23 protein-coding genes are annotated in these 23643 nt (G+C 54.8%); 15 read left to right on the top strand and 8 right to left on the bottom strand.

The window, feature by feature from the left end:
- Positions 1 to 13: 13 nt before the first annotated feature.
- Both FHG12_RS06395 and FHG12_RS06390 read left to right on the top strand, forming a co-directional pair.
- Complete coding sequence (locus FHG12_RS06395) at positions 14 to 2509, top strand: bifunctional UDP-N-acetylmuramoyl-tripeptide:D-alanyl-D-alanine ligase/alanine racemase (RefSeq protein ID WP_139514936.1); 2496 nt, start codon at positions 14 to 16, stop codon at positions 2507 to 2509.
- 121 nt (positions 2510 to 2630) lie between these two features.
- Complete coding sequence (locus FHG12_RS06390) at positions 2631 to 3251, top strand: OmpA family protein (RefSeq protein ID WP_165699317.1); 621 nt, start codon at positions 2631 to 2633, stop codon at positions 3249 to 3251.
- Positions 3252 to 3381: 130 nt separating this feature from the next.
- On the opposite strand, the gene FHG12_RS06385 is transcribed toward FHG12_RS06390, so the two are convergent.
- The gene (locus tag FHG12_RS06385) at positions 3382 to 4281 is read right to left on the bottom strand and encodes a carboxypeptidase-like regulatory domain-containing protein (protein WP_139514934.1); all 900 of its coding nucleotides are present in this window, start codon (positions 4279 to 4281) and stop codon (positions 3382 to 3384) included.
- A gap of 205 nt (positions 4282 to 4486) precedes the next feature.
- On the opposite strand from FHG12_RS06385, the gene FHG12_RS06380 reads away from it, so the two are divergent.
- Together FHG12_RS06380 and feoB are read left to right on the top strand one after the other, a co-directional pair.
- Positions 4487 to 4750 carry a FeoA family protein gene (locus tag FHG12_RS06380; protein WP_230471313.1) on the top strand — a complete coding sequence of 88 codons (264 nt, stop codon included), beginning with the start codon at positions 4487 to 4489 and terminating at the stop codon, positions 4748 to 4750.
- Positions 4751 to 4755: 5 nt separating this feature from the next.
- Positions 4756 to 6939, top strand: a complete 2184-nt coding sequence (feoB, locus tag FHG12_RS06375) for a ferrous iron transport protein B (RefSeq protein WP_139514932.1) — start codon at positions 4756 to 4758, stop codon at positions 6937 to 6939.
- An 8-nt stretch (positions 6940 to 6947) separates the two neighbouring features.
- On the opposite strand, the gene FHG12_RS06370 is transcribed toward feoB, so the two are convergent.
- The 7 genes from FHG12_RS06370 to FHG12_RS06340 all read right to left on the bottom strand — a co-directional run bounded on the left by FHG12_RS06370 (position 6948) and on the right by FHG12_RS06340 (position 12454).
- The gene (locus FHG12_RS06370; protein ID WP_139514931.1) at positions 6948 to 7652 is read right to left on the bottom strand and encodes an SAM-dependent methyltransferase; all 705 of its coding nucleotides are present in this window, start codon (positions 7650 to 7652) and stop codon (positions 6948 to 6950) included.
- Between the two features lie 61 nt (positions 7653 to 7713).
- Positions 7714 to 8496, bottom strand: coding sequence for an alpha/beta fold hydrolase (locus FHG12_RS06365; protein ID WP_139514930.1), 783 nt, complete (start codon positions 8494 to 8496; stop codon positions 7714 to 7716).
- A 55-nt stretch (positions 8497 to 8551) separates the two neighbouring features.
- The gene (locus tag FHG12_RS06360; protein ID WP_139514929.1) at positions 8552 to 9148 is read right to left on the bottom strand and encodes a hypothetical protein; all 597 of its coding nucleotides are present in this window, start codon (positions 9146 to 9148) and stop codon (positions 8552 to 8554) included.
- 3 nt (positions 9149 to 9151) lie between these two features.
- Positions 9152 to 10222 carry a selenide, water dikinase SelD gene (selD, locus tag FHG12_RS06355; RefSeq protein WP_174805789.1) on the bottom strand — a complete coding sequence of 357 codons (1071 nt, stop codon included), beginning with the start codon at positions 10220 to 10222 and terminating at the stop codon, positions 9152 to 9154.
- A 47-nt stretch (positions 10223 to 10269) separates the two neighbouring features.
- Positions 10270 to 10668 carry a VOC family protein gene (locus FHG12_RS06350; RefSeq protein WP_139514928.1) on the bottom strand — a complete coding sequence of 133 codons (399 nt, stop codon included), beginning with the start codon at positions 10666 to 10668 and terminating at the stop codon, positions 10270 to 10272.
- The gene (gene mnmH, locus FHG12_RS06345) at positions 10649 to 11725 is read right to left on the bottom strand and encodes a tRNA 2-selenouridine(34) synthase MnmH (protein WP_139514927.1); all 1077 of its coding nucleotides are present in this window, start codon (positions 11723 to 11725) and stop codon (positions 10649 to 10651) included. Before mnmH ends, FHG12_RS06350 begins: the two co-directional genes overlap by 20 nt.
- A gap of 15 nt (positions 11726 to 11740) precedes the next feature.
- Positions 11741 to 12454 carry a pyridoxine 5'-phosphate synthase gene (locus FHG12_RS06340; protein ID WP_139514926.1) on the bottom strand — a complete coding sequence of 238 codons (714 nt, stop codon included), beginning with the start codon at positions 12452 to 12454 and terminating at the stop codon, positions 11741 to 11743.
- A 150-nt stretch (positions 12455 to 12604) separates the two neighbouring features.
- On the opposite strand from FHG12_RS06340, the gene FHG12_RS06335 reads away from it, so the two are divergent.
- From FHG12_RS06335 to bamA, 11 genes are all read left to right on the top strand, one after another.
- Positions 12605 to 13069 carry a GatB/YqeY domain-containing protein gene (locus tag FHG12_RS06335; RefSeq protein WP_139514925.1) on the top strand — a complete coding sequence of 155 codons (465 nt, stop codon included), beginning with the start codon at positions 12605 to 12607 and terminating at the stop codon, positions 13067 to 13069.
- A gap of 85 nt (positions 13070 to 13154) precedes the next feature.
- On the top strand, positions 13155 to 13676 hold the full coding sequence (locus FHG12_RS06330) for a CvpA family protein (RefSeq protein WP_139514924.1): 522 nt from the start codon (positions 13155 to 13157) through the stop codon (positions 13674 to 13676).
- 55 nt (positions 13677 to 13731) lie between these two features.
- Positions 13732 to 14379, top strand: coding sequence for an anthranilate synthase component II (locus FHG12_RS06325; protein ID WP_317129704.1), 648 nt, complete (start codon positions 13732 to 13734; stop codon positions 14377 to 14379).
- 4 nt (positions 14380 to 14383) lie between these two features.
- On the top strand, positions 14384 to 15163 hold the full coding sequence (locus FHG12_RS06320) for an alpha/beta fold hydrolase (RefSeq protein WP_139514923.1): 780 nt from the start codon (positions 14384 to 14386) through the stop codon (positions 15161 to 15163).
- A gap of 124 nt (positions 15164 to 15287) precedes the next feature.
- Positions 15288 to 15956, top strand: coding sequence for a CBS domain-containing protein (locus tag FHG12_RS06315; protein WP_139514922.1), 669 nt, complete (start codon positions 15288 to 15290; stop codon positions 15954 to 15956).
- 195 nt (positions 15957 to 16151) lie between these two features.
- Complete coding sequence (locus tag FHG12_RS06310; protein ID WP_165699316.1) at positions 16152 to 17492, top strand: BamA/TamA family outer membrane protein; 1341 nt, start codon at positions 16152 to 16154, stop codon at positions 17490 to 17492.
- 34 nt (positions 17493 to 17526) lie between these two features.
- A complete protein-coding gene (locus FHG12_RS06305; RefSeq protein ID WP_139514920.1) occupies positions 17527 to 18420 on the top strand; it encodes an NAD kinase in 894 nt (297 codons plus the stop codon).
- 129 nt (positions 18421 to 18549) lie between these two features.
- Positions 18550 to 19464 carry a DUF6089 family protein gene (locus FHG12_RS06300; RefSeq protein WP_139514919.1) on the top strand — a complete coding sequence of 305 codons (915 nt, stop codon included), beginning with the start codon at positions 18550 to 18552 and terminating at the stop codon, positions 19462 to 19464.
- Between the two features lie 42 nt (positions 19465 to 19506).
- Positions 19507 to 20244 (top strand): type IX secretion system protein PorG, encoded by a 738-nt coding sequence (gene porG / locus FHG12_RS06295; protein ID WP_139514918.1) that lies wholly within the window; start codon positions 19507 to 19509, stop codon positions 20242 to 20244.
- Positions 20245 to 20312: 68 nt separating this feature from the next.
- Positions 20313 to 21059 (top strand): isoprenyl transferase, encoded by a 747-nt coding sequence (locus tag FHG12_RS06290; RefSeq protein ID WP_139514917.1) that lies wholly within the window; start codon positions 20313 to 20315, stop codon positions 21057 to 21059.
- A 9-nt stretch (positions 21060 to 21068) separates the two neighbouring features.
- Positions 21069 to 23621 (top strand): outer membrane protein assembly factor BamA, encoded by a 2553-nt coding sequence (gene bamA / locus FHG12_RS06285; RefSeq protein WP_139514916.1) that lies wholly within the window; start codon positions 21069 to 21071, stop codon positions 23619 to 23621.
- Positions 23622 to 23643 lie beyond the last annotated feature (22 nt).

The following is a 23643-nucleotide window of genomic DNA, read 5'->3' as shown; positions in this document are numbered from 1 at the left end:
CCTTTGCATCACTATGTTGAGTTTCGCCGATCTGCCCGCCCTGACCCGCGGTATTTTGCTCCAATCGCCGGCTGCTCCGGTGGCGCCCGTCCAACACCTGCTGCTCGATAGTCGGCGCGTGGGGCAGCCGGCCGGCACGGTGTTTTTTGCGTTGCGCGGCGCCCAGCACAACGGGCACCGCTACCTCACCGACCTTTATCAGCGCGGCGTGCGGCTATTCGTCGTCGATCGGGAAGCCGAGATTCCGGGTGGCGTAGCGGCGTTTCCGCAGGCAGGCTTTGTACGGGTTGAGGATAGCTTGTTGGCGCTACAGGCAATAGCGGCGCAGCACCGTCGGCAGTTCCGCATTCCCGTGTTTGGCATCACCGGCTCCAATGGCAAAACCATTGTAAAAGAGTGGCTTGCGCAACTGCTGAGTCCCGACGAGCTAATCTGCAAAAGCCCGCGCAGCTACAACTCGCAAGTGGGCGTGCCCCTCTCGGTGTGGGAGCTGAACCCAACGCATACATTGGGCATTTTCGAGGCTGGAATTTCGGAGCGCGGCGAGATGGAACGGCTGGCCCGCGTCATACAACCTACGTTAGGCATTTTTACCAACCTAGGCACTGCTCACGACGCGGGGTTTACTTCGGCTGCCGAAAAAGTTGGCGAAAAGATGCGCCTTTTCGAGAAGGTGGACACGCTCTTTTATTGCCGCGATCACGAAGCCGTGCATACTGCTGCTCAGCAACTTACCGATCCGCGCCGGTTTACTTGGAGCCGCAATCATCATTACGATACCAACGTGGCCGTGACGGTAGCCGAAGCTTCCGCCGACCGTACGGTAGTGCGCGTAAGCGTTGCGCATCCTGTGTTGCAGGAGCACATGCTGACGCTGCCTTTCGCCGACGAGCCTTCCCTGGAAAATGCTTTGCACGGCGTAGCCGTGTTGCTATGGCGGCAAGTGCCCGCTGCCGAAATTCAGCGCCGCCTCGACCGCTTGCAGCCCGTAGCGATGCGTCTGGAAATGAAGCAGGCCGTCAACGACTGCTATGTGCTCGACGATACATACAATAATGATCTGGCGGGACTTACGCTGGCCCTCGACGTGTTGGCGCGGCAACCGCGCCGTGGCCGCCGCACGCTTATTCTCTCCGACGTACTCGAATCGGGTCTGCCATCGGCTGAGTTGTATACCCGGGTGAATGCACAGCTCACAGTCCACGGAGTAGAGCGTTTGATTGGCATCGGGCCCGAAATCAGCCAGCACCAGGCGCTGTTTGGGGCCGCTGAAGCCACGTTTTTCGACAGCACCGAAGCCTTCTTGGCCAGCTTTCGCCCCGATGATTTTCGCCACGAAACCATTTTGGTGAAAGGAGCACGCCGCTATGGTTTTGAGCGCATCGTGGCCGCTTTCCAGCAGAAAATCCACGGCACAATGCTGGAAGTAGACCTCGATGCGCTGGTGCACAACCTCAACTTCTACCGCGCACGGCTGCAAGCTGGTACCAAGCTTATGGTGATGGTAAAGGCATTTGCCTATGGCAGTGGGAGTTACGAAGTAGCTAACCTGTTGCAGTTCCACCGAGCTGACTACTTAGCTGTGGCCTACGCCGACGAAGGTGTGGATCTGCGCCAGCATGGCATCAGCCTGCCCATCATGGTGATGAATCCGTCGCCGGGCAGCTTTCAGAAGCTGCGGCAATACCATCTGGAGCCCGAAATCTATTCGTTTGAGCGGCTTCAGGATTACCTAGGCATCGCCCGCGAATACCCGATGCCCGCTATTCACCTCAAGCTCGACACCGGCATGCGTCGCCTGGGTTTTGCTGAAGAAGACGTGCCCGCGCTGTGCAATGTGCTGCGCGAAAACGCTGCTTACGTGCGCGTCGCCAGCGCCCTGACGCACTTAGCCGGTGCCGACGAAGAGCAGCACAACGACTTCTCGCTTCAGCAGCTGGCGGCTTTCCAGCGGATGACCCCACAGGTAGAATCTGCTTTGGGCTATCGTATTGTAAAACACGCACTTAACTCAGCTGGAATTTTGCGCTTCCCCGAGGCGCATTTCGACATGGTGCGGCTGGGCATTGGGCTCTACGGCGTGGAAGCGAGCGGGCAGCAACAGAACGCCTTACGACCCGTGAGCAGCTTGCAGACCACCATTTCGCAGATAAAAACCCTAGCTCCCGGCCAAACGGTCGGTTACGGGCGGCGCGGCACCGCTGCTGACTACGATCGGCGCATTGCCACGCTGGCCATTGGCTATGCCGATGGCTACGATCGGCGGTTTGGCAATGGGGTAGGTGAGGTGATGATCCGGGGGCAGCGGGCGCCGCTGGTAGGCAATGTCTGCATGGATATGTGCATGGTCGACGTGACGCACATTCCGCTGGCGCAGGCCGGCGATACGGCGATAATCTTTGGCGCAGCGTTGCCTCTAACGGAGCTGGCCCGGCGCATCGGCACCATTCCGTATGAGCTACTTACTAATGTCAGCGAACGCGTAAAGCGCGTTTTCTTCGCCGAGTAAACGGCGCGATTCGCAGGTACAGGCGGGCCGGAAAGCGAACAGTCGGCTCACCGGAGATTAACCATTGACCGCGCAGTGCGTAACCATTGCGGTTGTTTTTCTCCACCCTATGCCTTTTATCATGAAAAATTCCCTGCTTTCCGTAGTAGCTCTTGCTGGTCTGCTCGCCTCGTGCGACAACCTGAAAAAGCCCGAAACCAAAGACCAACTCAGCGAAGCCACCGCCGACACGGCGGTGGTAGCCCGCACAGGTGAGAGTGCCGGCGCTGCCACCGACAGTGCCGGCTCCAAAATGAGCAACGCTTGGGAAGTGACCAAAGCCAAGCTCTCGGATGTGAAGTTTCCGGAAGTAAATCTGCCCGATGTTTCGGTGCGCGGCAATGACGAGTACAGCGTGTATGGCGTCGACGAAAAAGTGCTGTTCGATACCGACAAGGCGACCATCAAGCCCAGCGCGTCCAAAACTTTGCAGCAGATTTCGGCCTCCATTGGGCAGCGCTATAAGTCCAATGAGGTGCGCGTGATGGGGTTTGCCGATTCTCGCGGTGATAAGAGCTATAACAAAGAGTTAAGCGAGCAACGCGCCGAAGCCGTGAAGAATTGGCTCGTGCAAAATGGCAAACTCGACAACGCCCGCGTGAGCGTCGAGCCGATGGGCGAGTCGAACCCCGTGGCTAGCAACGCTACCGCCAGCGGTCGTCAGGAAAACCGCCGCGTAGAAATTGCGGTACGCACCAAATAAGTTGTTTTACATAAGTATTTGGCTGTCAAATACTTATGTAAAAGACAGGAAAATAAAAAAGCCCGCTTTGTAGCGGGCTTTTTTTGAACTAGGCTTCCAACAAACACAGCCTATCAGCACATACTGAAACCTAGTCCTTTATCATATCTACTTCGGCCCGGATCATGGCGTTGTAGCGTAAACCATTGTTGGCGAGCGTAATCAGGCTCCAACCCCGACCGATGGTGTAGTTCCAGGTGCGGCTTTCTTTGAATTCGAAAGTCGGACGCAGAATCTGCCCGTAGGGTGTGTAGGTGTCCATGAAGTTGGTGGTGTAAAACTTGTCGCCGCTCACGATCCACTCCATCGCCACAAAGAAGCCTTCTTCGGGAGCCGTAATGTTGTACTGCGTCAGATCGACGGTGTACCATTCGCCGCCTTTGGCTGCCGATACCACCACGTTGTCCATGAGCAAGTCGGTGTTGGGCGAGTTGTAGTTGCCATCGGCCTTGTACAATCGCACGCGGAAAGGCTCCCGCGGAAAACCGTTTTCGCCGATGTAGAACGACACCGTACGCACGTTACCCAGCTTTTTGCCCTTGTCGTTCTTCACGAAAAATGCGTATTGGCTGCCGGGCATGCCCTGAATCATGCCTTCGCCGGGTGTATTGGACTTAGCCCCGAGAGCCAGATCTTTTACTTTACCGCCTTTTACCGTTACCTCGCCCAGAACGATCTGACGCTTAGGTACTTCGATGATCAGGTCGGTCATGTTGGCGCCTTTCTTCACCAACACTGCTTTGCGCTCGTAGCCCAAGGCCATGATGATCAGAGAGTCCTGCGCGCTTTTTTCGGGAGCGGCAATCTGAAAGAAGCCGTACTCGTTGGTCAGAGCTCCGGTTTGTTCTTCCCGAAGGCCTATGGAAGCAAATGGAATCGGCTCCTTCGTCTTCTGATCGACGATGCGACCAGAAATTTTGGTGGCCTGAGCAAAACTCAGCACCGGAACCAGCAAGGCAAAAGCAACAAGTGAGAGTAATCGTTTGAGCATAGCTTGACAGTTATTATATGTCAAAACTACAATGAATTGCCTGATAATCTGCAAGTCTTCTGAGAATATTTATAAATGTGCAATTTGATTTTGGAATAATGATAAGGCGCCCGGCACGCATAAGCAGCGCTCGAACTTAAGTGTTGGCTGAAACCTAAATGGGTGGTACCTTTGTTTAAAGAGAATCTAAATAACAGCTACCGCCGTGCCCGCCCGCCCCACACCCGCCAAGTCCGTCGCGCCTCGCAGCGTAAAAGATCTTAGTCTCGGCGAAAGCGGGACGATTTGCTGCCTCAAAGACCCAGAAATGGCACTCAAGCTATTGGAGATGGGCTGCATTCCGGGCACTACGGTGCGCCTCAACAGCCGGGCTCCCCTCGGTTGCCCCATTACATTAGTGCTTGGTGATGAGGATTATACCCTGTCGTTGCGGGTAAACGAGGCCGCAACCATCATGTTGAAGGAGTAGCTTGAATGGCCGGCGCAGCAACTATCACTAACCCGACGGGCGCAGCTGTTTCTGCGGCTGTGTTGGAGGCTGCCTCGCCCCGCTTACCCGGCACTCTGACGCGCATTGCGCTCATCGGCAACCCCAATTCAGGTAAATCGTCGCTGTTTAACCAGTTGACGGGCCTCAACCAGAAAGTCGGCAACTTCCCCGGTGTCACCGTCGACCGCAAAACGGGCGTCAGCCAACTTACGCCGCAACACCGCGCCGAGATCATTGACTTGCCCGGCACGTACTCGCTGTACCCGAAAAGCTTGGACGAAAAGGTTATTACCGACCTGCTCTACGACCGGACTTCCAAGCAGTACCCCGACTTTGTGGTAATCACGGCGGATGCGTCTAATATCCGACGTAACCTGTTGCTGTTTACCCAGTTAGCTGATTTGGGCCTGCCGGCTGTGCTTGCGCTCAATATGATGGACGTGGCCGAGCAACACGGCGTCAAAATCGACGTAGAGGCGTTGCAGCGCGAACTGGGCGTGCCCATCATCCCGATGAACGCCCGCAAAGGTATCGGGGTGGCTGCACTCAAAATCGTGATGTCGCAGGAGTTGGGAGCACCTTCGGTTCATTTCTACGATCCCGACGAGGATCTGCTGCCCATGATCCGGCAGATTCGCTACTATTTCAATCTGCACAACGATTATCTGGCGCTGCATTACGCGCATCAGTTTCGTCAGATCAATTTCCTGACGGCCGACGAGCGCGCTTACGTTGAAGAGCTAACGCAGAAATACGGCTTTGACGCCACGGCGCAGCAGGCGCAGGAAACCATTGCCCGCTACGCCCGCATCAACGACATTTTGCTCAATACGGTATCGGTCACGCGCACCGAACGCAACGAGCCCTACAGCAACCGCCTCGATCGGGTCCTGACCCATAAGGTCTGGGGCTACCTGATTTTCTTTGGCGTCTTGTTCTTGATGTTTCAGGCGATTTTTGCCTGGGCGCAATACCCCATGGACCTCATCGACCAAGGCGTGGCGTGGGTCAACTCCTTGATCAAGGCCAATTTACACGGCCCCTTGATTGACTTGCTGACCGATGGCGTATTGGCCGGCCTTGGCGGTGTGCTGATGTTCGTGCCGCAGATTGCGATGCTGTTTGCCTTCATCGCGGTGCTGGAGGAAACCGGCTATATGGCCCGCGTCACCTTCATGATGGACCGCATCATGCGCAAGTTTGGGCTCAACGGCAAAAGCGTGGTGCCCCTTATTTCGGGGGTGGCGTGTGCCGTGCCGGCCATCATGAGCGCCCGTACCATCGAGAACTGGAAGGACCGCATGATCACGATTTTCGTGACCCCGCTGATGAGTTGCTCGGCCCGCATTCCGGTCTACACAGTGCTGATTGCGCTGGTGGTGCCAGATCATAAAGTGTTAGGAATCTTCAACTTGCAAGGCATAGCCCTGATGGGCTTGTATTTGCTTGGTTTTCTGGCGGCCATCTTCTCGGCGTTAGCGCTCAAACTGTTGCTGCGGCGCAAGGAGCGAAGCTATTTCATCATGGAGTTTCCGGTGTATCGCTGGCCGCGTTGGAAAAACGTGGGCATTACCATTGTGGAAAAGGTCAAGACCTTTGTACTGCAAGCCGGCAAAGTGATCGTAGCTATATCCGTAATTCTTTGGGTATTAGCCTCTTATGGGCCCGGTAATTCAATGGCGCGGGCCGAGCAGCGAGTACGCGCCAGTGCCGCCCAACAAGGCCTGACCGCCAAGGAAGTCGATATGCAGGTCGCTTCTCAGCGCTTGGAAAACTCGTATGCCGGCACTTTCGGTCGTACCGTCGAGCCGGTGATTCGGCCGCTGGGCTTCGACTGGAAAATTGGCATTGCGCTTATTACTTCCTTCGCGGCGCGCGAAGTATTCGTAGGTACGATTTCCACCATTTACAGCGTGGGCCAAGATGCTGACATGAGCACAGTTCAGCAAAAGTTGGCCGCCGAAAAAGACGAAAACGGCCAGCCGTTTTTTACGCCGGCCCGCGCGTTTTCGCTGCTTGTTTTCTATGTGTTTGCCATGCAATGCATGAGCACGCTGGCTGCTACGTACCGCGAAACCAAAGGCTGGCGCTGGCCCATCATGCAGATGCTCTACATGACGGGGCTGGCTTACGTGTCGTCGCTGGTGGTATTTCAGTTAATGAAATAACCCTAAAGCTACCGCCCGATCAGAAAGACGGCCGGCTGCTTATGAATCTCAGGTAGTTTGCCCTTCCAGCCCGCTACCGTATCGGTGCGCACGTACTCGTTGGGCGCCGTTAGGTTGGCGGCGATGCATAGCCGCGTCGAAGGCTGCAGATTCGCCAGCAAATCTTCTAGCAGCTGCATGTTGCGATACGGCGTTTCGATGAAAAGCTGCGTCTGATGATGCCGGATCGAGTGTCCTTCGAGGTTTTTGAGTGCCGTTATACGTTTGGCCCGTTCGATAGGCAAGTAGCCGTGAAAAGCAAAGCTCTGGCCGTTCATGCCCGAAGCCATCAGGGCCAGAAGCAGCGACGAGGGACCCACCAGCGGCACTACCTTGATGCCCATCCGGTGCGCTACGCGCGCCAGCTCTGCGCCAGGATCGGCTACGCCAGGGCAACCCGCTTCCGAAATCACGCCGGCGTCGAGGCCGGCGGCTACGGGTTTCAGCGCTTCGTTGATTTGGGCTTCAGTGGAATCCTTGTCGATGATGCCAATGCGCAGATCCTCAATAACTTGCGCGGGGGCCACACTTTTGATAAAACGCCGCGCTGTTCGGGCATTTTCAACCAGAAAATACGTGAGCGCGGCCACCTGCGCCCCCACCTGTGCCGGCAAAACTTGGGCCGCCGTATCGTCGGCCAAAACGGTAGGAATCAGATAGAGGGTGCCGGACAAGGTGACTGGGGATTAGGACTATGAATCGAACTAATTGTGCAAATTATTAACAATCAGCGTTTTATATAGAATCTGATTGTCGGGCGAACGCATCTACTAGCTCAAACACCCGATCCGGTGCTTCGGCATGTACCCAATGGCCCGCATCGGGTATGGTTTCGACCTGACTGTTTGGAAACAGCTGCGGAATGCCGTAGAGCTTGTCTTCGGGACTGATGTAGTCGGATTTGCCGCCGCGGATAAACAGCGTAGGTTTCATAAACGGCTGATCGTCCATGATTTCCGCACCAATCCGGCTCATGTTGGTGGTGAGGGCCGTCAGGTTTTGGCGCCACGCAAACGAGTTATCGTCGCGCCGATACAAGTTTTTGAGCAAAAATTGCCGAACGTCCACTTGCGGAATGTAGCGCGCCAACGCGTCGTCGGCTTCTTGGCGGCTCTGCAACGTGCTCAGATTAACCGCGTTAAGGCCGGCTAAAATTTCGTCTTGGTGGCGCATATCCGAAAGGCGCGGGGCGATGTCCATCACGACAAGGCGCTCCAACTTCTCCGGGTGGTCGAGGGCGAAGCGCATGGCCACTTTGCCGCCCATGCTGTGGCCAAGCAGCGTGACATTAGTAAGCTGCAGACTATCAAACAGTTCCAGTACATCTTGGCTCATGAGCTCGTACGTGTGCTCAGGCGTGTGGGGCGAGCGGCCGTGGTTGCGCAAGTCAACCAGAATGACGCGCTGCCGCTCCGACCAGCGCCGCGCCAGCGTCTGCCAGTTGTCAGCAGTCCCAAATAGGCCGTGCAAAATCACCAGTGGCGATCCGGCGCCCATTTCGCGATAATGTAGTTGCATAAGAGAGGAAATGTTAAATTTCATAAATAATTGAATATCAATTATTTATGAAAAATCATGCAAAGCAAAACCAGCTTTCGCGGTGTTGCAGATTGGTGTTGCGCAAGAACTCCGCTAAGGGTTCTAAGTTGGTCAGGATGGAAGTCAAAGTTAGAACTTCGCCGGTGCGCAGGTACAGGCGCACGTAGTCGTAGTTACTCCAAAACAAGCGCCGCGATTTGCAGGTCACACGCTCGACGCGCACCATGTCGGCTTGCCGAAACGGAATTCGCACGCGGCCTTCGTATACTTCCAAGCGGTTCTGCTTCGGGTCGAAAACCAGCGTAGTGCGCAGATTGCGAGCGTAATACTGCGCGTGCAGCACCAGCGCCGGTATCGAAAAGCCCAACACCACGGACGCCAGAGCCAGCAAGAGCACCAACTCGAAAGCCGAAGAAATGCTGCCCAAATACACAAAGGACGCCAGAAACGGCAGGCCTACCCCCATGCACAGCAGCGGCCAGAACAGCAGGTAAAGCTGCCGCAAAAACATAGGGCGGTACACCTTGCTTTCGCGGCTGAAAAAGCTGGTGATGAAACGCAGACCCAGAATAATGGCAAGTACGGCGAAGCTAAACTCTAGCAACGGCCGCAAAAACGGCAGAAACTTCATCGGTTAGCGAACCTGAATCCAGGGCTCGTCGGTGTGATGCTCGCGCAATACGCCAAAAGGCTGAAGATCAAGGTTGTAGCGATGGAAGATGGCTTGCACTTCGGCGCGGCCCGCCGGATCGACGCACACCAGCAAGCCTCCCGAAGTTTGGGGGTCGCAGAGCCACTCGCGCTGCTCGTCGGTCAGTTCCCCGATTTTGTGATGATAGCTGGCCCAGTTGCGCACCGTGCCGCCCGGAATGGCCTTTTGCAAACGATAGGTTTCGGCTTCGGCAATCAGGGGCACTTTGCCGAAGTCGATTTCGGCCGTCAGGTTGCTGCCTTCACACACTTCCGAAAGGTGACCTAGCAAACCAAAGCCCGTAACGTCGGTCATGGCGCGCACGGCTTCCAGCTGGCCTAGCTCTGCCCCAATTTTGTTGAGCTGCATCATTTGCTGAGGAGCAAGGTGGGCGTGCTCGTCCTGCAAAATCTCGCGTTTCTGGGCTGTGGTAAGCATCCCTACGCCCAGCGGCTTAGTCAAATACAGCTCGCAACCGGCTGTGGCGGTGTCATTTTGCTTAAGGTTTTTGATGTCGAGCATGCCGGTCACGGCGAGGCCAAAAATGGGCTCCGGTGAGTCGATGCTGTGGCCACCCGCCAGCGGTATGCCGGCTTCCAGGCAAATGCTGCGGCTGCCTTCGATGACCCGGCGGGCCACTTCGGGCGCCAGCTTATCGATGGGCCACCCCAGAATAGCAATGGCCATCACGGGGCGCCCGCCCATGGCGTACACGTCGGAAATGGCGTTGGCCGAGGCAATGCGCCCGAAGTCGTAGGCGTCGTCAACGATGGGCATGAAAAAGTCGGTCGTGCTAATCAAGGCCTGTCCGCCGCCGATGTCGTAAACCGCTGCGTCGTCGCGGGAGCTGTTGCCAACCAGCAACTTATCGTCGTGGGGCTGGGGAATGCTGGTGTGCAGGATCTGATCCAGAACCTTGGGCGCGATTTTGCAGCCGCAGCCAGCCCCGTGGCTATACTGGGTGAGGCGGACTTGTTCGATCGAGGTTTCGGAAGCGGGAATTTGAGAAGGCATCAGAAGGCTTTTTGGCTAAGTATATCAGAGAACAACCACGTAAGCCCTTAAAGGTCCCAAGCGGCTTGTTGCAAAACTACGCGGTACCCGTCAGGATCTTCGAACGTGCGCCCGCGCTCGTCCCAATAAGGATTGTAGGCGGGCACAGCAGCATACCCGTGGTCCAACATGCGTTGTACGGCCGCCTGCCACTCGACAGCGTGCGGTAAATAAAAGACGAGCAGGTTATCGGCAGTAGGCGCCCGGCCCACCCGGTGCCCCTGTTGATGCGTAAACTCCAGGTGGTAAGGCGCTTGCGGGTGACCCAGCATCACGCCATCGAAGCCCTGATGGTCGGTGAAGGAGCTGAGAACCTGCAAGCCCAATCCATCGCAATAGAACTGCTTGACTAGCAATATGTTATCGGTGGGGCGGGCTACGCGCAGCTTAGGATAGGAAAGAGGCATTGCCAACGAGCGAAGTTTTGGCCAGTGCGTACAATCCTGCCTGCCGCGCCGCCGACAGCACCCGCGCGGCGTTTTCTGCGGCATCGGTCGAGTCGGTGGGTACGCGCACCACGCGCACGTTTTGCTTGACAGTGAGGCCGTAGCCGTAGGTTTTGTCGTAATAGCTAAGCGCGATGTCGACCATTTTTTCCATGTCGCCTACCTCAATAGCGGCCAGTGCTTCTTTCGTGGCCAAACCGCCCAAGCGCTTGCTGATGCGCTGAATGGCTTCGCCGAGTAGCTGCGGATCTTGGCTGCCATATTCTACGGCCAGCTTGCGTGTTCGGGCCGTGCGTGGAACTTCCAGCACAACCAACGGCGCTTGCTGCATTTGAGTGAAAAAGGGTTTTGGCACCGGCACCGCCCCGATGGCAATGCTTTCGTCTTCCACCCACGACACGGCCTGCGCCGGTAACCGGTCCAACTCCCAGGCAAGGTTATTTTCAAACTGCTCGGGCGTGGGCTGCGGAGGCAACCCAATGGCCCCAAACGAAGATCCTTTGTGGTGGGCAATGCCTTCCAGATCAATCACCGATTCGCCTTGGCGGATCAGTTCATGCAATACATCGGTTTTGCCCGAACCCGTCAGGCCGCCCAGCACCAGCATGGAGCGAGGCTGCGCAAACTGCGCCAGTGCCCAGTGCCGATATTCTTTGTAGCCTTTGTCGAGCAGAGAAACCTGAAAACCAGCTAGTTCCAGGAGCCACTGCACGGCACCGCTGCGCATGCCGCCGCGCCAGCAATGCAACCGCACCTGCCTGTCGGGGGCGATTTTTTGCGCCTGTTTTACCATTCGGCTCATCTTGGGGCCGAAGAAATCGAGGCCCAGCAGCACGGCTTTGTCCTTGCTTACTTGCTTGTAAGTAGTGCCAATGCGGGCTCTTTCCTCGTCGGAGAATAGCGGAAAGCTGACTGCCCCCGGTATGTGGCCCTGCGCATATTCCACCGGCGCTCGCGCATCCAGGATGGGCGCTTCGGTAGGGCCGGTTAGAAAGTCGGGGAGGGAGAGACGAGGCATAAAGGAACGTAAGGGTTATTGTAGTTGCCGGCGGTACAGCTGAATGGTATTCTCAAGCCCCAGGTACAACGCATCGCAGATGAGCGCGTGCCCGATGCTTACTTCTTCCAGGCCGGGTAAATTCTGGTGCAGATACGCAAGGTTCTCTAAATCAAGATCATGGCCTGCATTCAGTCCAATGCCTAGCTCTTTGGCCAGCTCGGCCGCCGCACGGTACGGCGCGAGGGCCGCTGCGGGGTTTTGGGCGTATTGCTGCGCATAGGCTTCAGTGTAGAGCTCGATTCGGTCGGTGCCCGTTGCCAACGCGGCTTTCACCATCGCCAGATCGGGATCGAGAAAGATGGAAACCCGGCAGCCGATGGCCTTTAGCTCCGTCACAACACCCAGCAAATAAATTTGGTGCTCAATCGTATCCCAACCGGCGTTGGAGGTGATGGCATCGGGCGCATCGGGCACCAAGGTCACCTGCTCGGGCCGAACTTCGTGTACCAAGGCCAGAAAGTCGGGGGTCGGATTGCCTTCGACGTTAAGCTCGGTGGTCACGATCTTCTTGAGGTCGCGCACGTCTTGGTAGCGAATGTGGCGTTCGTCGGGCCGCGGATGCACCGTAATGCCTTGCGCGCCAAAGCGCTCACAGTCAAGGGCTACCTGCAGCAGGTCGGGGCGGTTGTGGCCGCGCGCATTCCGCAGCGTGGCTATTTTATTTATGTTTACGCTTAGTTTCGTCATGGATCGCTGTTTGCCGCTGATTACGTTGCAGTCGCTGAGTAGGCTCAGCTAGTAAAACAAATATCGGTAACAGTGGCTATATACGAGCCCAGGTGGCTTGCGCATTGCGGCCTTGCCATCCTTCCTTCCCACGCTCCATTTCCTTTCCCAATGGCCCTGAAAGAAACCATCGACGCTGATATCAAAAAGGCCATGCTGGCTAAAGACAAGATCCGTCTGCAAGCCTTGCGCAGCATCAAATCGCAGATTTTGCTGGCCGAAACCGCCGAAGGCGCGCACGGCGCGGCCCTCACGCCCGACGCCGAAATCAAGCTCCTGACCAAAGCCGCCAAACAGCGCCGCGAAGCCGCCGAAACCTACCAAAAGCAATTTCGCTCCGACCTGGAAGAAACCGAGCTAGCCGAGTTGGCCATCATTGAGGAGTACTTGCCTCAGCAGCTCTCCGAAGCCGATCTGATCGAAAAGCTGGTCGAAATCGTCCAGCGAGTAGGGGCTACCGGCCCTTCCGACATGGGCAAAGTAATGGGCGTAGCTGCCCGCGAGCTTTCGGGCCAGGCCGACGGCCGCATGATTTCGCAAGTAGTAAGTAACTTGCTGAATAACACCAACTTATAAACGAAGAAAGAATAAGGAATGAAGAACGAGGGTGCATAGCATCTGCACAATTCTTCATTCCTTGTTCTTCGCTCTGCCCAGAAAAATGTCCGGCTTTGATATCCTGCTTTTGCTGCCGCTGGGCGTTGGTGCCGTCAAAGGTTTTCGGCGCGGTTTGGTGCTGGAAGTAGCCTCGCTGCTGGCTTTTGTGTTGGGGGTAGTGGGCGGCCTGATGCTGCTCAACGACGCTATTCCGTTGGTGCGACACTACGTGGGCGACGCCTTTGGGGCGTTGCCGCTGGTGTCATTCGTCTTGGTTTTCGCCCTTATTGTCTGGGGGGTGCATTTACTAGGCGGCTTTTTGAAAACGGCTGTGCACCTCACGCCGCTGGGCGTGCTCGATAATGTGCTGGGTGGCGCGGCGGGCGTTGTGAAGTGGGTGCTTGGCCTGAGCTTGTTGCTGCACGGACTGGGTTTGGCGGGTTTGAAACTACTTTCGCCTTCGCTGGTTGCAGAGTCGCAGGTGTTGCCGGTGGTACAGCAAGCCACTCCGTTTGCCCTCGGCGTGGTTGGTTTCGTATTGCCGTTCGCGGGCACCCTATTAAACAAACTGCGCGGGGTATTTTGATACTTATATAACTATCTGATTGTCATTTAGTTATATATTGTCTCTCTGGTGCCGTTTGCGTCTGCAATTCTCGTTTGCCTGGCTCGTGCAAATCCTGCTGCTCGATAACTTCGATTCGTTTACCTACAACCTGCTCGACTACTTCCGGCAGCTCGGCGCGACGGTGCAGGTGCTGCGCAACGATGTGCCGCTAGCCGAACTACAAGCGCAGACGTTCGACGCCCTGGTACTTTCGCCTGGGCCCGGCCACCCCGCCGACGCCGGTGTGATGCCTGCCGCCATCGCTGAATATCACCGCCGGGTACCTATTCTGGGCGTGTGCTTGGGGCATCAGGCGTTGGGCGAGTTCTTCGGGGCGCGGCTTACGCGGGCGGCGCGGCCGATGCACGGAAAAGTCTCGGAGATAGAGGCAGTGCCCGATGAAGCGCTTTTCGCGGGCCTGCCCATGCAACTTTCGGTTACCCGGTATCACTCTTTGGTACTCAAAGAGTTGCCGGCGCACCTAGTGCCGTTGGCCTACACCGCCGACGACCACCGCGAACTCATGGCCTTCCGGCACCGTAGCTTACCGCTGTACGGTGTTCAATTTCACCCCGAAGCCCTGCTCACGACCCACGGGCTCGCCATTCTGGGCAATTGGGTCAAGTGTTGTATCATTGCACAGGAGGGGTTGCCGCTCAATCTGGCGCCCGTCCGCCCCTGAACATATGGATTTGCTGATTAAGGAACGAAACGGATTTGAGTACGTGGACGAGGGCACCGGCGACGTGTTGCTGCTCCTGCACGGCCTGTTCGGCGCCCTGAGCAACTGGCAGGACGTAGTCGAGGAATTTCAGAACGATTACCGCGTCATTATCCCGCTGTTGCCCATTTACGATATGCCCCTCACCAAAGCCGGCGTGCCGGGGCTGGTAAATTTTGTGGAAGACTTCCTCGCCGAGCTTGGCCTGACGGAGCCGGCTACCGTGTTGGGCAACTCGCTGGGCGGCCATGTGGCGCTTGTGTATACTCTGCGCAATCCCGGGCGTGTGGCGCGGCTGGTGCTCACGGGCAGCAGCGGCCTGTTTGAAGACTCCATGGGCGGCTCCTTCCCCAAGCGCGGCAATTATGCCTACGTGCAGGAAAAAGTTGCCTACACCTTCTACGATCCGGCTGTGGCCACCAAAGAGCTGGTAGACGAAGTATTCAACGTTACCAACTCAAATGCTAAATGCCTGCGTATCATCGCGATAGCTCGTTCGGCGCAACGGCATAATCTGAGCAAGGAGCTGGGTAAAATAAAAGCCCCCACCTTGCTTGTGTGGGGCCTAAACGATACGATTACGCCGCCCCTAGTAGCGCACGAGTTTCACCGGCTCATCCCACATTCCGAGTTGCGCTTCCTCGACCATTGTTGCCATGCCCCCATGATGGAGCGCCCGAAGGAATTTAATGGCCTGCTCCGACAGTTTCTTCAGCAACCCACCGAACAAGCCATTAGCCGATAGTCGCCGAAGAAAGAACAGGGTATTGTTACGCCGCGTTGAACATTGTCCTATATTCAAGGCTTATTGAGGGGGTTCGTCCGCTGGTCTGCCCTTCACCTTTCTCCCGCTTTTCGCTGCTGCATCGATGATTGCCGAAGAATTGATAAATCAAATGATTCCGCCGCTCAAGGTCTCGGATTCGGCCGGGAAGGCGGCGAAGTGGCTTGGAGAATTTCACGTCGGCCAGCTTCCCGTGCTCGAAAACCGCCAATATCGCGGCCTGATCACGGAAAGCGATCTGCTGGATTACGAGAATTCTACCCAACTGCTGGCTGCCGTGCCTTTCGGCTACGCCAACGTGCATGTGCAGCGCGACCAGCATTTTTACAGCGTGATGGAGATGGCAATTCAAAACAAATTGCAACTGGTGCCCGTGCTCGACGATCAGCACGAGTATATGGGAGTCGTGACCGTAGGCGACACCATTGCCGCGTTTGGGCAATTGACCATCGGGGCTGGGCAGGGAGGCATCCTCGTCCTTTCAATGGACGAGCGCGACTATTCCCTGACGCAGATCAGCCGGTACGTTGAAGAAAACAACGCCAAAATCTTGAGCTCCCACGTCGCGCAGGACGAAAACGATCCTTACAAAATCCGGCTCACGCTCAAGCTCAACACGGCCAACCTGACCCGCATCATCGCCACGCTCGAGCGATTTGGCTACGTTATCACAGCGCAATTTGCCGGAGCGGGCGAAATCAGCGAGAATGAGCAAGAGCGTTTTGATGCGCTTCTTAAGTATCTAAGTCTTTGATAATAAAGGTGTTATGAATTTTGAATGTTGAGTTCCGGATTGCTAATTGAAGCTCACCTCAATTCACTGGCTCAGCATCTACCCGCCATAACTCCTCCCTAAGTGCTTGTTTGTTTACTTTCCGTACTGCTGAGCTGTCTGCCGGCCCCGAAGGCGACTTCTACGGATACTCTCAGAGTTTCATCTCTCGACAGTTTGGTTCGGGCGCAGTGCCCGGAATACGCGACGCTGCGGGTGGCCACCATTCTGTTTGTAGGAAATGAGGTAACCAAAGAGCGCGTGTTGCGCGCTGAACTCGATATTCACGAAGGCGACACGCTGCCGGCAACCTCTCTGGCCAAGCGCCTAGAAGCCAACCGCCGTCGGATTTTCAACCTGCAACTTTTCCACTCGGTCGGGATTCAGACGGTGTGCCGCAACGGCGACATCACCATCTTGTTTGGCGTGCAGGAACGGTGGTATCTGTTTCCTGTCCCTATCTTTTCGTTGGCCGACCGCAACTTCCGCTCCTGGCTCGACCGGCGCGATCGCTGGCAACGCGTCGATTACGGTCTGCACGTCGTGCGCAGCAACTTTCGCGGCCGCAACGAGCAAGTTACCGCCAACTTACAGCTCGGCTTCAACAAAAAATACGAACTCTTTTACGAGGCTCCTGGCTACGGTCGTCGCCGGCGCGTTGGGTTTGGCGGCGGGGTTTCCTATTACCGCAGCCGTGCCCTCGATTACGACGTAGTCAGCGACCGACTGGTGAACTTCCGGGAGCATGATATCTATCCTATTGAGCGTCAATATGTTACTGCGGGCGTGCGCTGGCGGCACACCGTGCAGCGCCTGACGGCTTTCGATGTTTCGTACCACCAAGAGCGCATCTCGGATTCAATTCAGAAGCTCAACCCGGATTTTTTCCTGGGCCCTTCCCGCCGCCGTTACGTTGAGTTTGGCCTTACCACTACCCTCAACCGCCGCAACACCTTTGCCTATCCGCTTACGGGGCGCTACGTGCAGGTGGGGGTAGCATACCGGGCTTTTCTTACCTCAGGAAGCCCTAATATTACGGTCGCCCGAGCGCAGTATTCCCAGTATTTTGCCCTGGGAGGCGATTTTTACTACAACTTCAGCTTGCAGGGCCAGCTACGTTTTGCCGAACGTGTGGCCTACGCCGACAACCGCGCCTTTGGCTACGATGCCTTGGTGCGAGGCTACGACCGCTACGTAATAAACGGCCGGCATTACGGGCTGGTGCAGCAGGGCGTATCGTACCGATTGCTGGATGCGGGCCGTCTGAAGCTAGGCGGGCTGAACAATCCCAAACTCAACAGCATCCCGCTGGTATTTTATTTAAATACCTTTGTTGATGCTGGTTACGTAGCTAGCCGTTCGGTAGCAGCCAATAACCGTTTGCCCAATCAACTACTGTCAGCAGTTGGTGTAGGCCTGCATTTGGTTACGTACTACGACCGTGTGCTCACCATGGAATATACCCTCAATGGCCTCGGTCAGCGCGGGTTTTTCTTCCGGACAGAATTCCCTATTTGATGCAGCTACTTGCTTCTGACGGAAACGTATCGTTATGAAAATCGCCATTCTGGGTAAGCCTTTCAATGAAGAAACGCTGCCTTTTGTGCAGACTTTACTCGACGATCTGATCGGACGGCGGGCGGAAGTGCTGATTGCCGAATCGTTTCGCACCTACCTCGACAACCGTCTGCGACTGCCAGAAGGAACAGGTACCTTTCGGCGCGGCGATTCGCTGCGCGGCGTGCAGTTTGTGCTCAGCATCGGCGGCGACGGCACCTTGCTTGATACAGTAACGTACGTCGGCAGCCTACAGATTCCGATCTTGGGAATCAATGCCGGACGGCTAGGCTTTCTGGCCACCATTACGCCCGGTCACATCTCGCATGCCCTCGATGCCTTGTTTAAGGGACACTTTGTAATCGAAGAGCGCAGCCTAATTCGGGTAGATACCGATCCAGATGTTTTTGGAGGCATCAACTTCGGACTCAACGAGTTCTCTATTCTGAAGCGTGATACTTCCTCGATGATTGTGGTGCACACTTACATCGACGGCGAATACCTGAATTCGTACTGGGCAGATGGACTTATCGTGGCAACTCCTACGGGCTCAACCGGATATTCTCTGAGCTGTGGCGGGCCGGTAATGCTGCCCCAAACAAACAATTTCATTATCGCTCCCGTATGCCCCCACAATCTGAACGTTCGCCCGCTGATCGTGTCGGACCGAAGTGTGATCTCCTTCGAAATTGAGGGTAGGAGTAACAATTTCTTGCTGTCGCTGGACTCGCGTTCGGTACCCGTTGATGCAAGTGTGCAAATTGCAGTTAGGCGGGAAACCTTCAACGCCCGCTTAGTTAAGCTCAACCATGTAAACTTCCTCAGTACGCTTCGTAGCAAGCTAAATTGGGGGTTAGACCGGCGAAATCCATCGGGGCTGCCGGTATAAGAACATCGACTTTTTTAAGTATTTATTTTTTAAGTTCCCAGCAACTTCTACTTTTGTGCGTGACTGCGACCGTGTCCATACGGGTTTTTATCGCTTTCTGAATCTAGATATCCTTAACCTTCGCTTAATATGAAGCATCTTTTCGCTCACATCTTGACTCTGCTTCTGGCGATAACGCTGGTAGCCACCGAGGCGAGTGCTCAACAATTCAGTAAGCGTAAGCAGTATAACTCCGTAGGGGTCAGCCTGAACGCAATGAACTACTTCGGTGACATTGTGCCGAAACCGAGCATTCCTAGCTTTCGGTTTGCCGCTACCCGCCCCAATATTGGTCTAAGTTTCACCCGGCGTTTTGCCCCCCGTATCTCGGCCCGTGCCAATTTCGCCTATGGTCGTATAACCGGCGATGATGCTAAAGCTGCTGATCAAAACGATCCGGACGCTCGTTTCCGTTACAACCGGAACATGAACTTCCGCAACGACATCCTTGAGTTATCGGCCGTAGGTATTTTCGATCTGATCGAAAACCGCAACAATTACCTGCGTCGCCCAGACCTGGTTCCTTATGTATTTGCTGGTGTAGCCGTATTTCACCACAATCCTAAAGGTCTAGTAGGTAGCGATGGGCCTAGCAGCCAAGGCGAATACGTAGCGCTTCAGCCCTTGGGCACTGAAGGCCAGCGTGTAGCAGGCGGAGGCGGCACCTACAACCTCACACAGTTTTCTATTCCTTTTGGTGGTGGCGTACGCTACAAAATCAACAAGCAATTTGACATTGCTTTAGAAATCGGCTGGCGCAAAACATTTACCGATTATCTTGACGACGTTAGCAAAAACTACACAGCTGCTGCTAACCTACCTACCCCGCTGGCTCAGTATTTTGGCCGCGATATCACAAGAAAAGACCAAGGCATCGACTTTGCTTCGTTCACGAGTCCAAGCGAGCGTCGGGGTAAGAGCAATGAAAAAGACTGGTACATCGTTACGGGTATCCACGTTAACTATATTCTCGCCCCCCGCGTTAAAAGCCCTAAATTCCGCTAGCCAGTTCTTACTGGCTGCCATTTACCCAAATCAGCCAGCCTAATGACGAATTCGGTTCTCCGTTTGACACTCCTTGCTTGCTTCGTGCATGCAGGGAGTGTTTTTTTTGCCTCTTCCGCTATTGCTCAGAATACCAGTGAGATAGGTATTGGAATTGGCGGCCTGAATTACAAAGGCGAAATCTCTCCCAACTATCAATTTCAAAATAACCGTCCGGCGCTCACTGTTTTCTACCGGAAGGACATTTCAGCACCCGTAACGCTACGTGGCGCTTTTACGGGTGGCTTTCTTAGAGCAGACGATGCCAATGTGAACGGCATAAATGGCAAGCAGGCACCTTTGTCGACTTATCGCAATGCCAACATGAAGGGGCATTTGCTCGAACTTTCTGGCGTATTGGAGTATAATTTCTTCGACTACCATTACCGCAAGGATAAAAGTCACTTTACGCCGTACGTATTTGTCGGCTTGGCAGGATTTTATACCAAAACCACCACCGAAAGCCGTTTCGATAAGAGGCAGGGCAGCCTCTTGAATTTTGCTGTGCCAGCCGGTTTGGGCTTCAAAATAGGGCTATCCGAACATTGGAATCTAGGGCTGGAAGCCGGCGCCCGAAAGACTTTTACCGATCAGATTGACCACCTCAGCGATCAGGATGCGACCTATGCCAATAAGCACGACATGGATTGGTATTTCTACAATGGCGTGAGCATATCGTATACTTTCTTCAAGATTCGTTGCCCCGATCAATATAAGCGTAACCCCAAGCTCTTGAAGTAGAGCGCTTCAAATCAGGGCTAAATGCAACCATTTGCGTAACTTGCGGCCTCTTTACGCAAAAAGTACCGATGGCCGCCCGGTCCGAGATAGATTCCCAAAATATACCCACGCATGTTGCCGTTATAATGGACGGCAACGGCCGTTGGGCCAAGAAAAAAGGTGGATTGCGCATTTTTGGTCACCAGAATGCCATCACTGCTGTGCGTGACACAGTAGAGGCGGCAGCGGAACTAGGTGTGCGGTTTCTAACGCTTTATGCCTTTTCAACCGAAAACTGGGCACGACCTGCGCACGAGGTTTCGGCCTTAATGCAACTGTTGGTGCACACGATCCGGCAGGAAACGCCCACGTTGCTTAAAAATAGCATCAACCTCAAAGCTATTGGCGATATCACTAGCCTTCCGGCATCGTGTCAGCGTGAACTGAGCGAAGCTATTGAATTGACTAAGGAAGGCGCCCGCATGACATTAGTGTTGGCGCTGAGCTATAGTGGCCGGTGGGACCTGGCCCAGGCGGCTCGGCGACTTAGCCAAGATGTAGCGGCTGGCCGGTTATTGCCCGAGGCAGTAAACGAGGCTACCGTAGCAGGCTACCTAGCTACCGCCGGAATGCCTGATCCAGAATTGCTTATCCGGACAAGCGGAGAACAACGCATCAGCAACTTCTTGCTGTGGCAGCTTGCCTACACCGAATTGTATATCACCGACTTGCTATGGCCGGACTTTCGCCGTGAGCATTTCTACGACGCGATTCAGGCTTACCAGCGTCGGGAACGGCGCTTTGGCAAAACCAGTGAGCAGATAACCGTCTCGTAATTATTTCGAATGAATTCTTCTTGCAATAGATTTTTCTGGCTGCTGGCAGTCGTGCTGACGTTCAGCTTGTCGGCGCGACAGGTTGCGGCGCAAAATAAGCCGGCAGCCGGTGCCGAAGCCGAGCCGCAACACTATGAGTTGGGCGGTATTACGGTCAGTGGTGCCCGTTACTTGGACTCTAATACGCTTATCGGAATCTCGGGTTTAAAAATCGGCGATCCGATAAACGTTCCTGGCGAAGAAATTGGCAAGGCAATCCGTAAGCTCTGGGATCAGGGCATCTTGGGTGATATCAGCGTGTCTATCGTTCGTACGGAAGGCAAGCGTATCTTCTTGGATTTCAACCTGCAGGAGCGTCCGCGCTTGTCCAAATTTGTGTTTACGGGCATTGGTAAAGGCCAAGCTGATGAGCTTAAGAATAAGATTAAGCTCATTCGCGGCAAAGTAGTAACCGATGCTTTGCTGAACAATACCAAGACCCAGGTTCGGAAGTTTTACACAAATAAGGGCTTCCTAGATTCCAAAGTAACTATCACGCAAACTCCGGATTCAGCTTTATCGAACAGCGTGGTGCTGAATATCAACGTCGACAAAGGCAACAAAGTCCGCATTCACGACATCACTTTCGAAGGCAATACCGCTTTCTCCGATCGTAAGCTTAAGGGCAAACTCAAGAAGACCAAGGAAAAGAAGCCGTACAAGCTGCTCACCTCGGGTAAATTCCAAAAGACTGAGTTTGAGGAAGATAAGAAAAAGCTTCTCGACTTCTACAATGCCGAGGGCTACCGAGATGCTGTTATCTTATCTGATTCGTTAAAGCGTGATACTGAGGGGCTTGCGCTTCGTATTCGAGTAGATGAAGGTCCCAAGTACTACTTCCGCAACATTACGTGGAGCGGTAACTACCTCTACGACGACAAAACGCTCGCTTCGGTGCTGGGCATTAAGGAAGGCAGTGTCTACAGCAAGGAAACCCTGGACAAGCGCCTGAACTACAACCCTACAGGGCAGGATATTACCTCGCTCTACATGAACGATGGCTATCTGTTTTTCTCCATCGATCCGGTTGAGACTAAGGTAGAAGGAGACTCGATTGACATCGAAATGCGCATTAGCGAAGGCGTACAGGCTCGCGTCAAAGAAATCAACATTGCGGGCAATACTAAAACCAGCGACCATGTGGTACGCCGCGAACTCCGGACGCTGCCTGGCGATAACTTCAACCGAGAGCTGCTGATTCGTTCGCAACGGCAGTTGGCTACGTTGGGCTATTTCGACCCGGAGAAAGTAGGAATCAACCCGGTGCCTAACCCCGCTGATGGCACTGTAGACATCAACTATACCGTGGTGGAGAAGCCTTCTGACCAGATTACCCTTTCGGGTGGCTGGGGTGGTTACCAAGGCTTTATTGGTACCGTAGGACTTGTATTTAACAACTTTTCGCTGCGCAAAGCCGGAAGTTTACGCAATTGGACCCCGGTACCAGCCGGCGATGGTCAGCGGTTGTCGCTGAACGTGCAGGCGAACGGCTTGCAATACCAAGCCTACTCCTTCTCCTTCACAGAGCCTTGGTTAGGCGGTCGTCGGCCTAACTCCTTGTCATTCAGCTTGAACAAGAGTATCAGCCGTTACTCTACTACGGGCGTGTTTGATGTTAAGTCTGATGCGTTCATCAAATCAAACAGCGCCTCAATTGGCCTTGGTCGTCAGTTGCGTTTCCCCGATGACTACTTTACACTAAGTAACTCATTATCAGTTACTCAGTATATTTTGCAGAAGTACCCGATTGGCGGTGACTTTTTCAAAAATAATACGGGAAATGCCAAAAATATCTCGTTCAACACCACGTTGTCGCGCAACAGCATCGACAACCCGACTTATACGCGTCGGGGCTCGTCGCTTTCGCTCAGCGTTAACCTGACGCCGCCTTATTCTATTCTGCCCGGCGCACATCCCAGCGTGAACGAGTGGATAGAATTCCATAAATGGATGTTCGACGCTTCGTGGTTTACGCCTGTTGTTGGCAAGCTGGTATTGAACACCCGCGCGCATTTTGGCTTTATTGGCTCCTATAACTCAAATCGTTCTATTGGGCCTTTCGAGCGCTTCAAAATGGGCGGCTCCGGCCTAGGCTACGGCGGGGCACAGAACTTCATTGTAGGTACCGAATACATTGGTCTGCGCGGCTACGGTGATCCAAACGATGCCGAAGCCATTCCTTCTGCCAAGCAGGTGTCAGCAGGCGGCGTAGCCTATAACAAGTACGTAATGGAGCTACGCTACCCAGTTTCGTTGAACCCGGCTGCGACCGTCTATGTTCTGGGTTTTGCGGAGGCAGGTAATGCTTTCGACAATTACAAGCAGTACAATCCTTACAAACTGTACCGTTCGGCCGGCGTAGGTGCCCGCATTTTCATGTCGGCATTTGGTTTGCTAGGTTTCGACTACGGCTACGGTTTCGACACGGTACCTGCCGTACCCGGTAATGCTACGGTTGGAGCTAATCCGGCGGTGGCTCCCAAAGGCCACTTCCACTTCATCATCGGTCAGCAAATACGATAACTCCCCGGTCAGCCTGAGGCCG

The sequence above is a fragment of the Hymenobacter jejuensis genome, assembly GCF_006337165.1.
In the GTDB taxonomy this organism is placed as follows: domain Bacteria; phylum Bacteroidota; class Bacteroidia; order Cytophagales; family Hymenobacteraceae; genus Hymenobacter; species Hymenobacter jejuensis.
The sequence above is the reverse complement of the archived record's forward strand: the minus strand, read 5'-3'. Positions and strand labels throughout refer to the sequence as shown.

Excerpts from the sequence above, each read along its gene's own strand:
- FHG12_RS06385 (WP_139514934.1), bottom strand. The coding sequence starts at position 4,281 with ATGCTCAAACGATTACTCTCACTTGTTGCTTTTGCCTTGCTGGTTCCG.
- FHG12_RS06340 (WP_139514926.1), bottom strand. The coding sequence starts at position 12,454 with ATGACGAAACTAAGCGTAAACATAAATAAAATAGCCACGCTGCGGAAT.
- porG (WP_139514918.1), top strand. The coding sequence starts at position 19,507 with ATGACGAATTCGGTTCTCCGTTTGACACTCCTTGCTTGCTTCGTGCAT.
- FHG12_RS06365 (WP_139514930.1), bottom strand. The coding sequence starts at position 8,496 with ATGCAACTACATTATCGCGAAATGGGCGCCGGATCGCCACTGGTGATT.
- FHG12_RS06360 (WP_139514929.1), bottom strand. The coding sequence starts at position 9,148 with ATGAAGTTTCTGCCGTTTTTGCGGCCGTTGCTAGAGTTTAGCTTCGCC.
- mnmH (WP_139514927.1), bottom strand. The coding sequence starts at position 11,725 with ATGCCTCGTCTCTCCCTCCCCGACTTTCTAACCGGCCCTACCGAAGCG.
- feoB (WP_139514932.1), top strand. The coding sequence starts at position 4,756 with ATGGCCGGCGCAGCAACTATCACTAACCCGACGGGCGCAGCTGTTTCT.
- FHG12_RS06290 (WP_139514917.1), top strand. The coding sequence starts at position 20,313 with ATGGCCGCCCGGTCCGAGATAGATTCCCAAAATATACCCACGCATGTT.
- FHG12_RS06330 (WP_139514924.1), top strand. The coding sequence starts at position 13,155 with ATGTCCGGCTTTGATATCCTGCTTTTGCTGCCGCTGGGCGTTGGTGCC.
- selD (WP_174805789.1), bottom strand. The coding sequence starts at position 10,222 with ATGCCTTCTCAAATTCCCGCTTCCGAAACCTCGATCGAACAAGTCCGC.
- FHG12_RS06390 (WP_165699317.1), top strand. The coding sequence starts at position 2,631 with ATGAAAAATTCCCTGCTTTCCGTAGTAGCTCTTGCTGGTCTGCTCGCC.
- FHG12_RS06320 (WP_139514923.1), top strand. The coding sequence starts at position 14,384 with ATGGATTTGCTGATTAAGGAACGAAACGGATTTGAGTACGTGGACGAG.
- FHG12_RS06305 (WP_139514920.1), top strand. The coding sequence starts at position 17,527 with ATGAAAATCGCCATTCTGGGTAAGCCTTTCAATGAAGAAACGCTGCCT.
- FHG12_RS06350 (WP_139514928.1), bottom strand. The coding sequence starts at position 10,668 with ATGCCTCTTTCCTATCCTAAGCTGCGCGTAGCCCGCCCCACCGATAAC.
- FHG12_RS06300 (WP_139514919.1), top strand. The coding sequence starts at position 18,550 with ATGAAGCATCTTTTCGCTCACATCTTGACTCTGCTTCTGGCGATAACG.
- bamA (WP_139514916.1), top strand. The coding sequence starts at position 21,069 with ATGAATTCTTCTTGCAATAGATTTTTCTGGCTGCTGGCAGTCGTGCTG.
- FHG12_RS06335 (WP_139514925.1), top strand. The coding sequence starts at position 12,605 with ATGGCCCTGAAAGAAACCATCGACGCTGATATCAAAAAGGCCATGCTG.
- FHG12_RS06315 (WP_139514922.1), top strand. The coding sequence starts at position 15,288 with ATGATTGCCGAAGAATTGATAAATCAAATGATTCCGCCGCTCAAGGTC.
- FHG12_RS06395 (WP_139514936.1), top strand. The coding sequence starts at position 14 with ATGTTGAGTTTCGCCGATCTGCCCGCCCTGACCCGCGGTATTTTGCTC.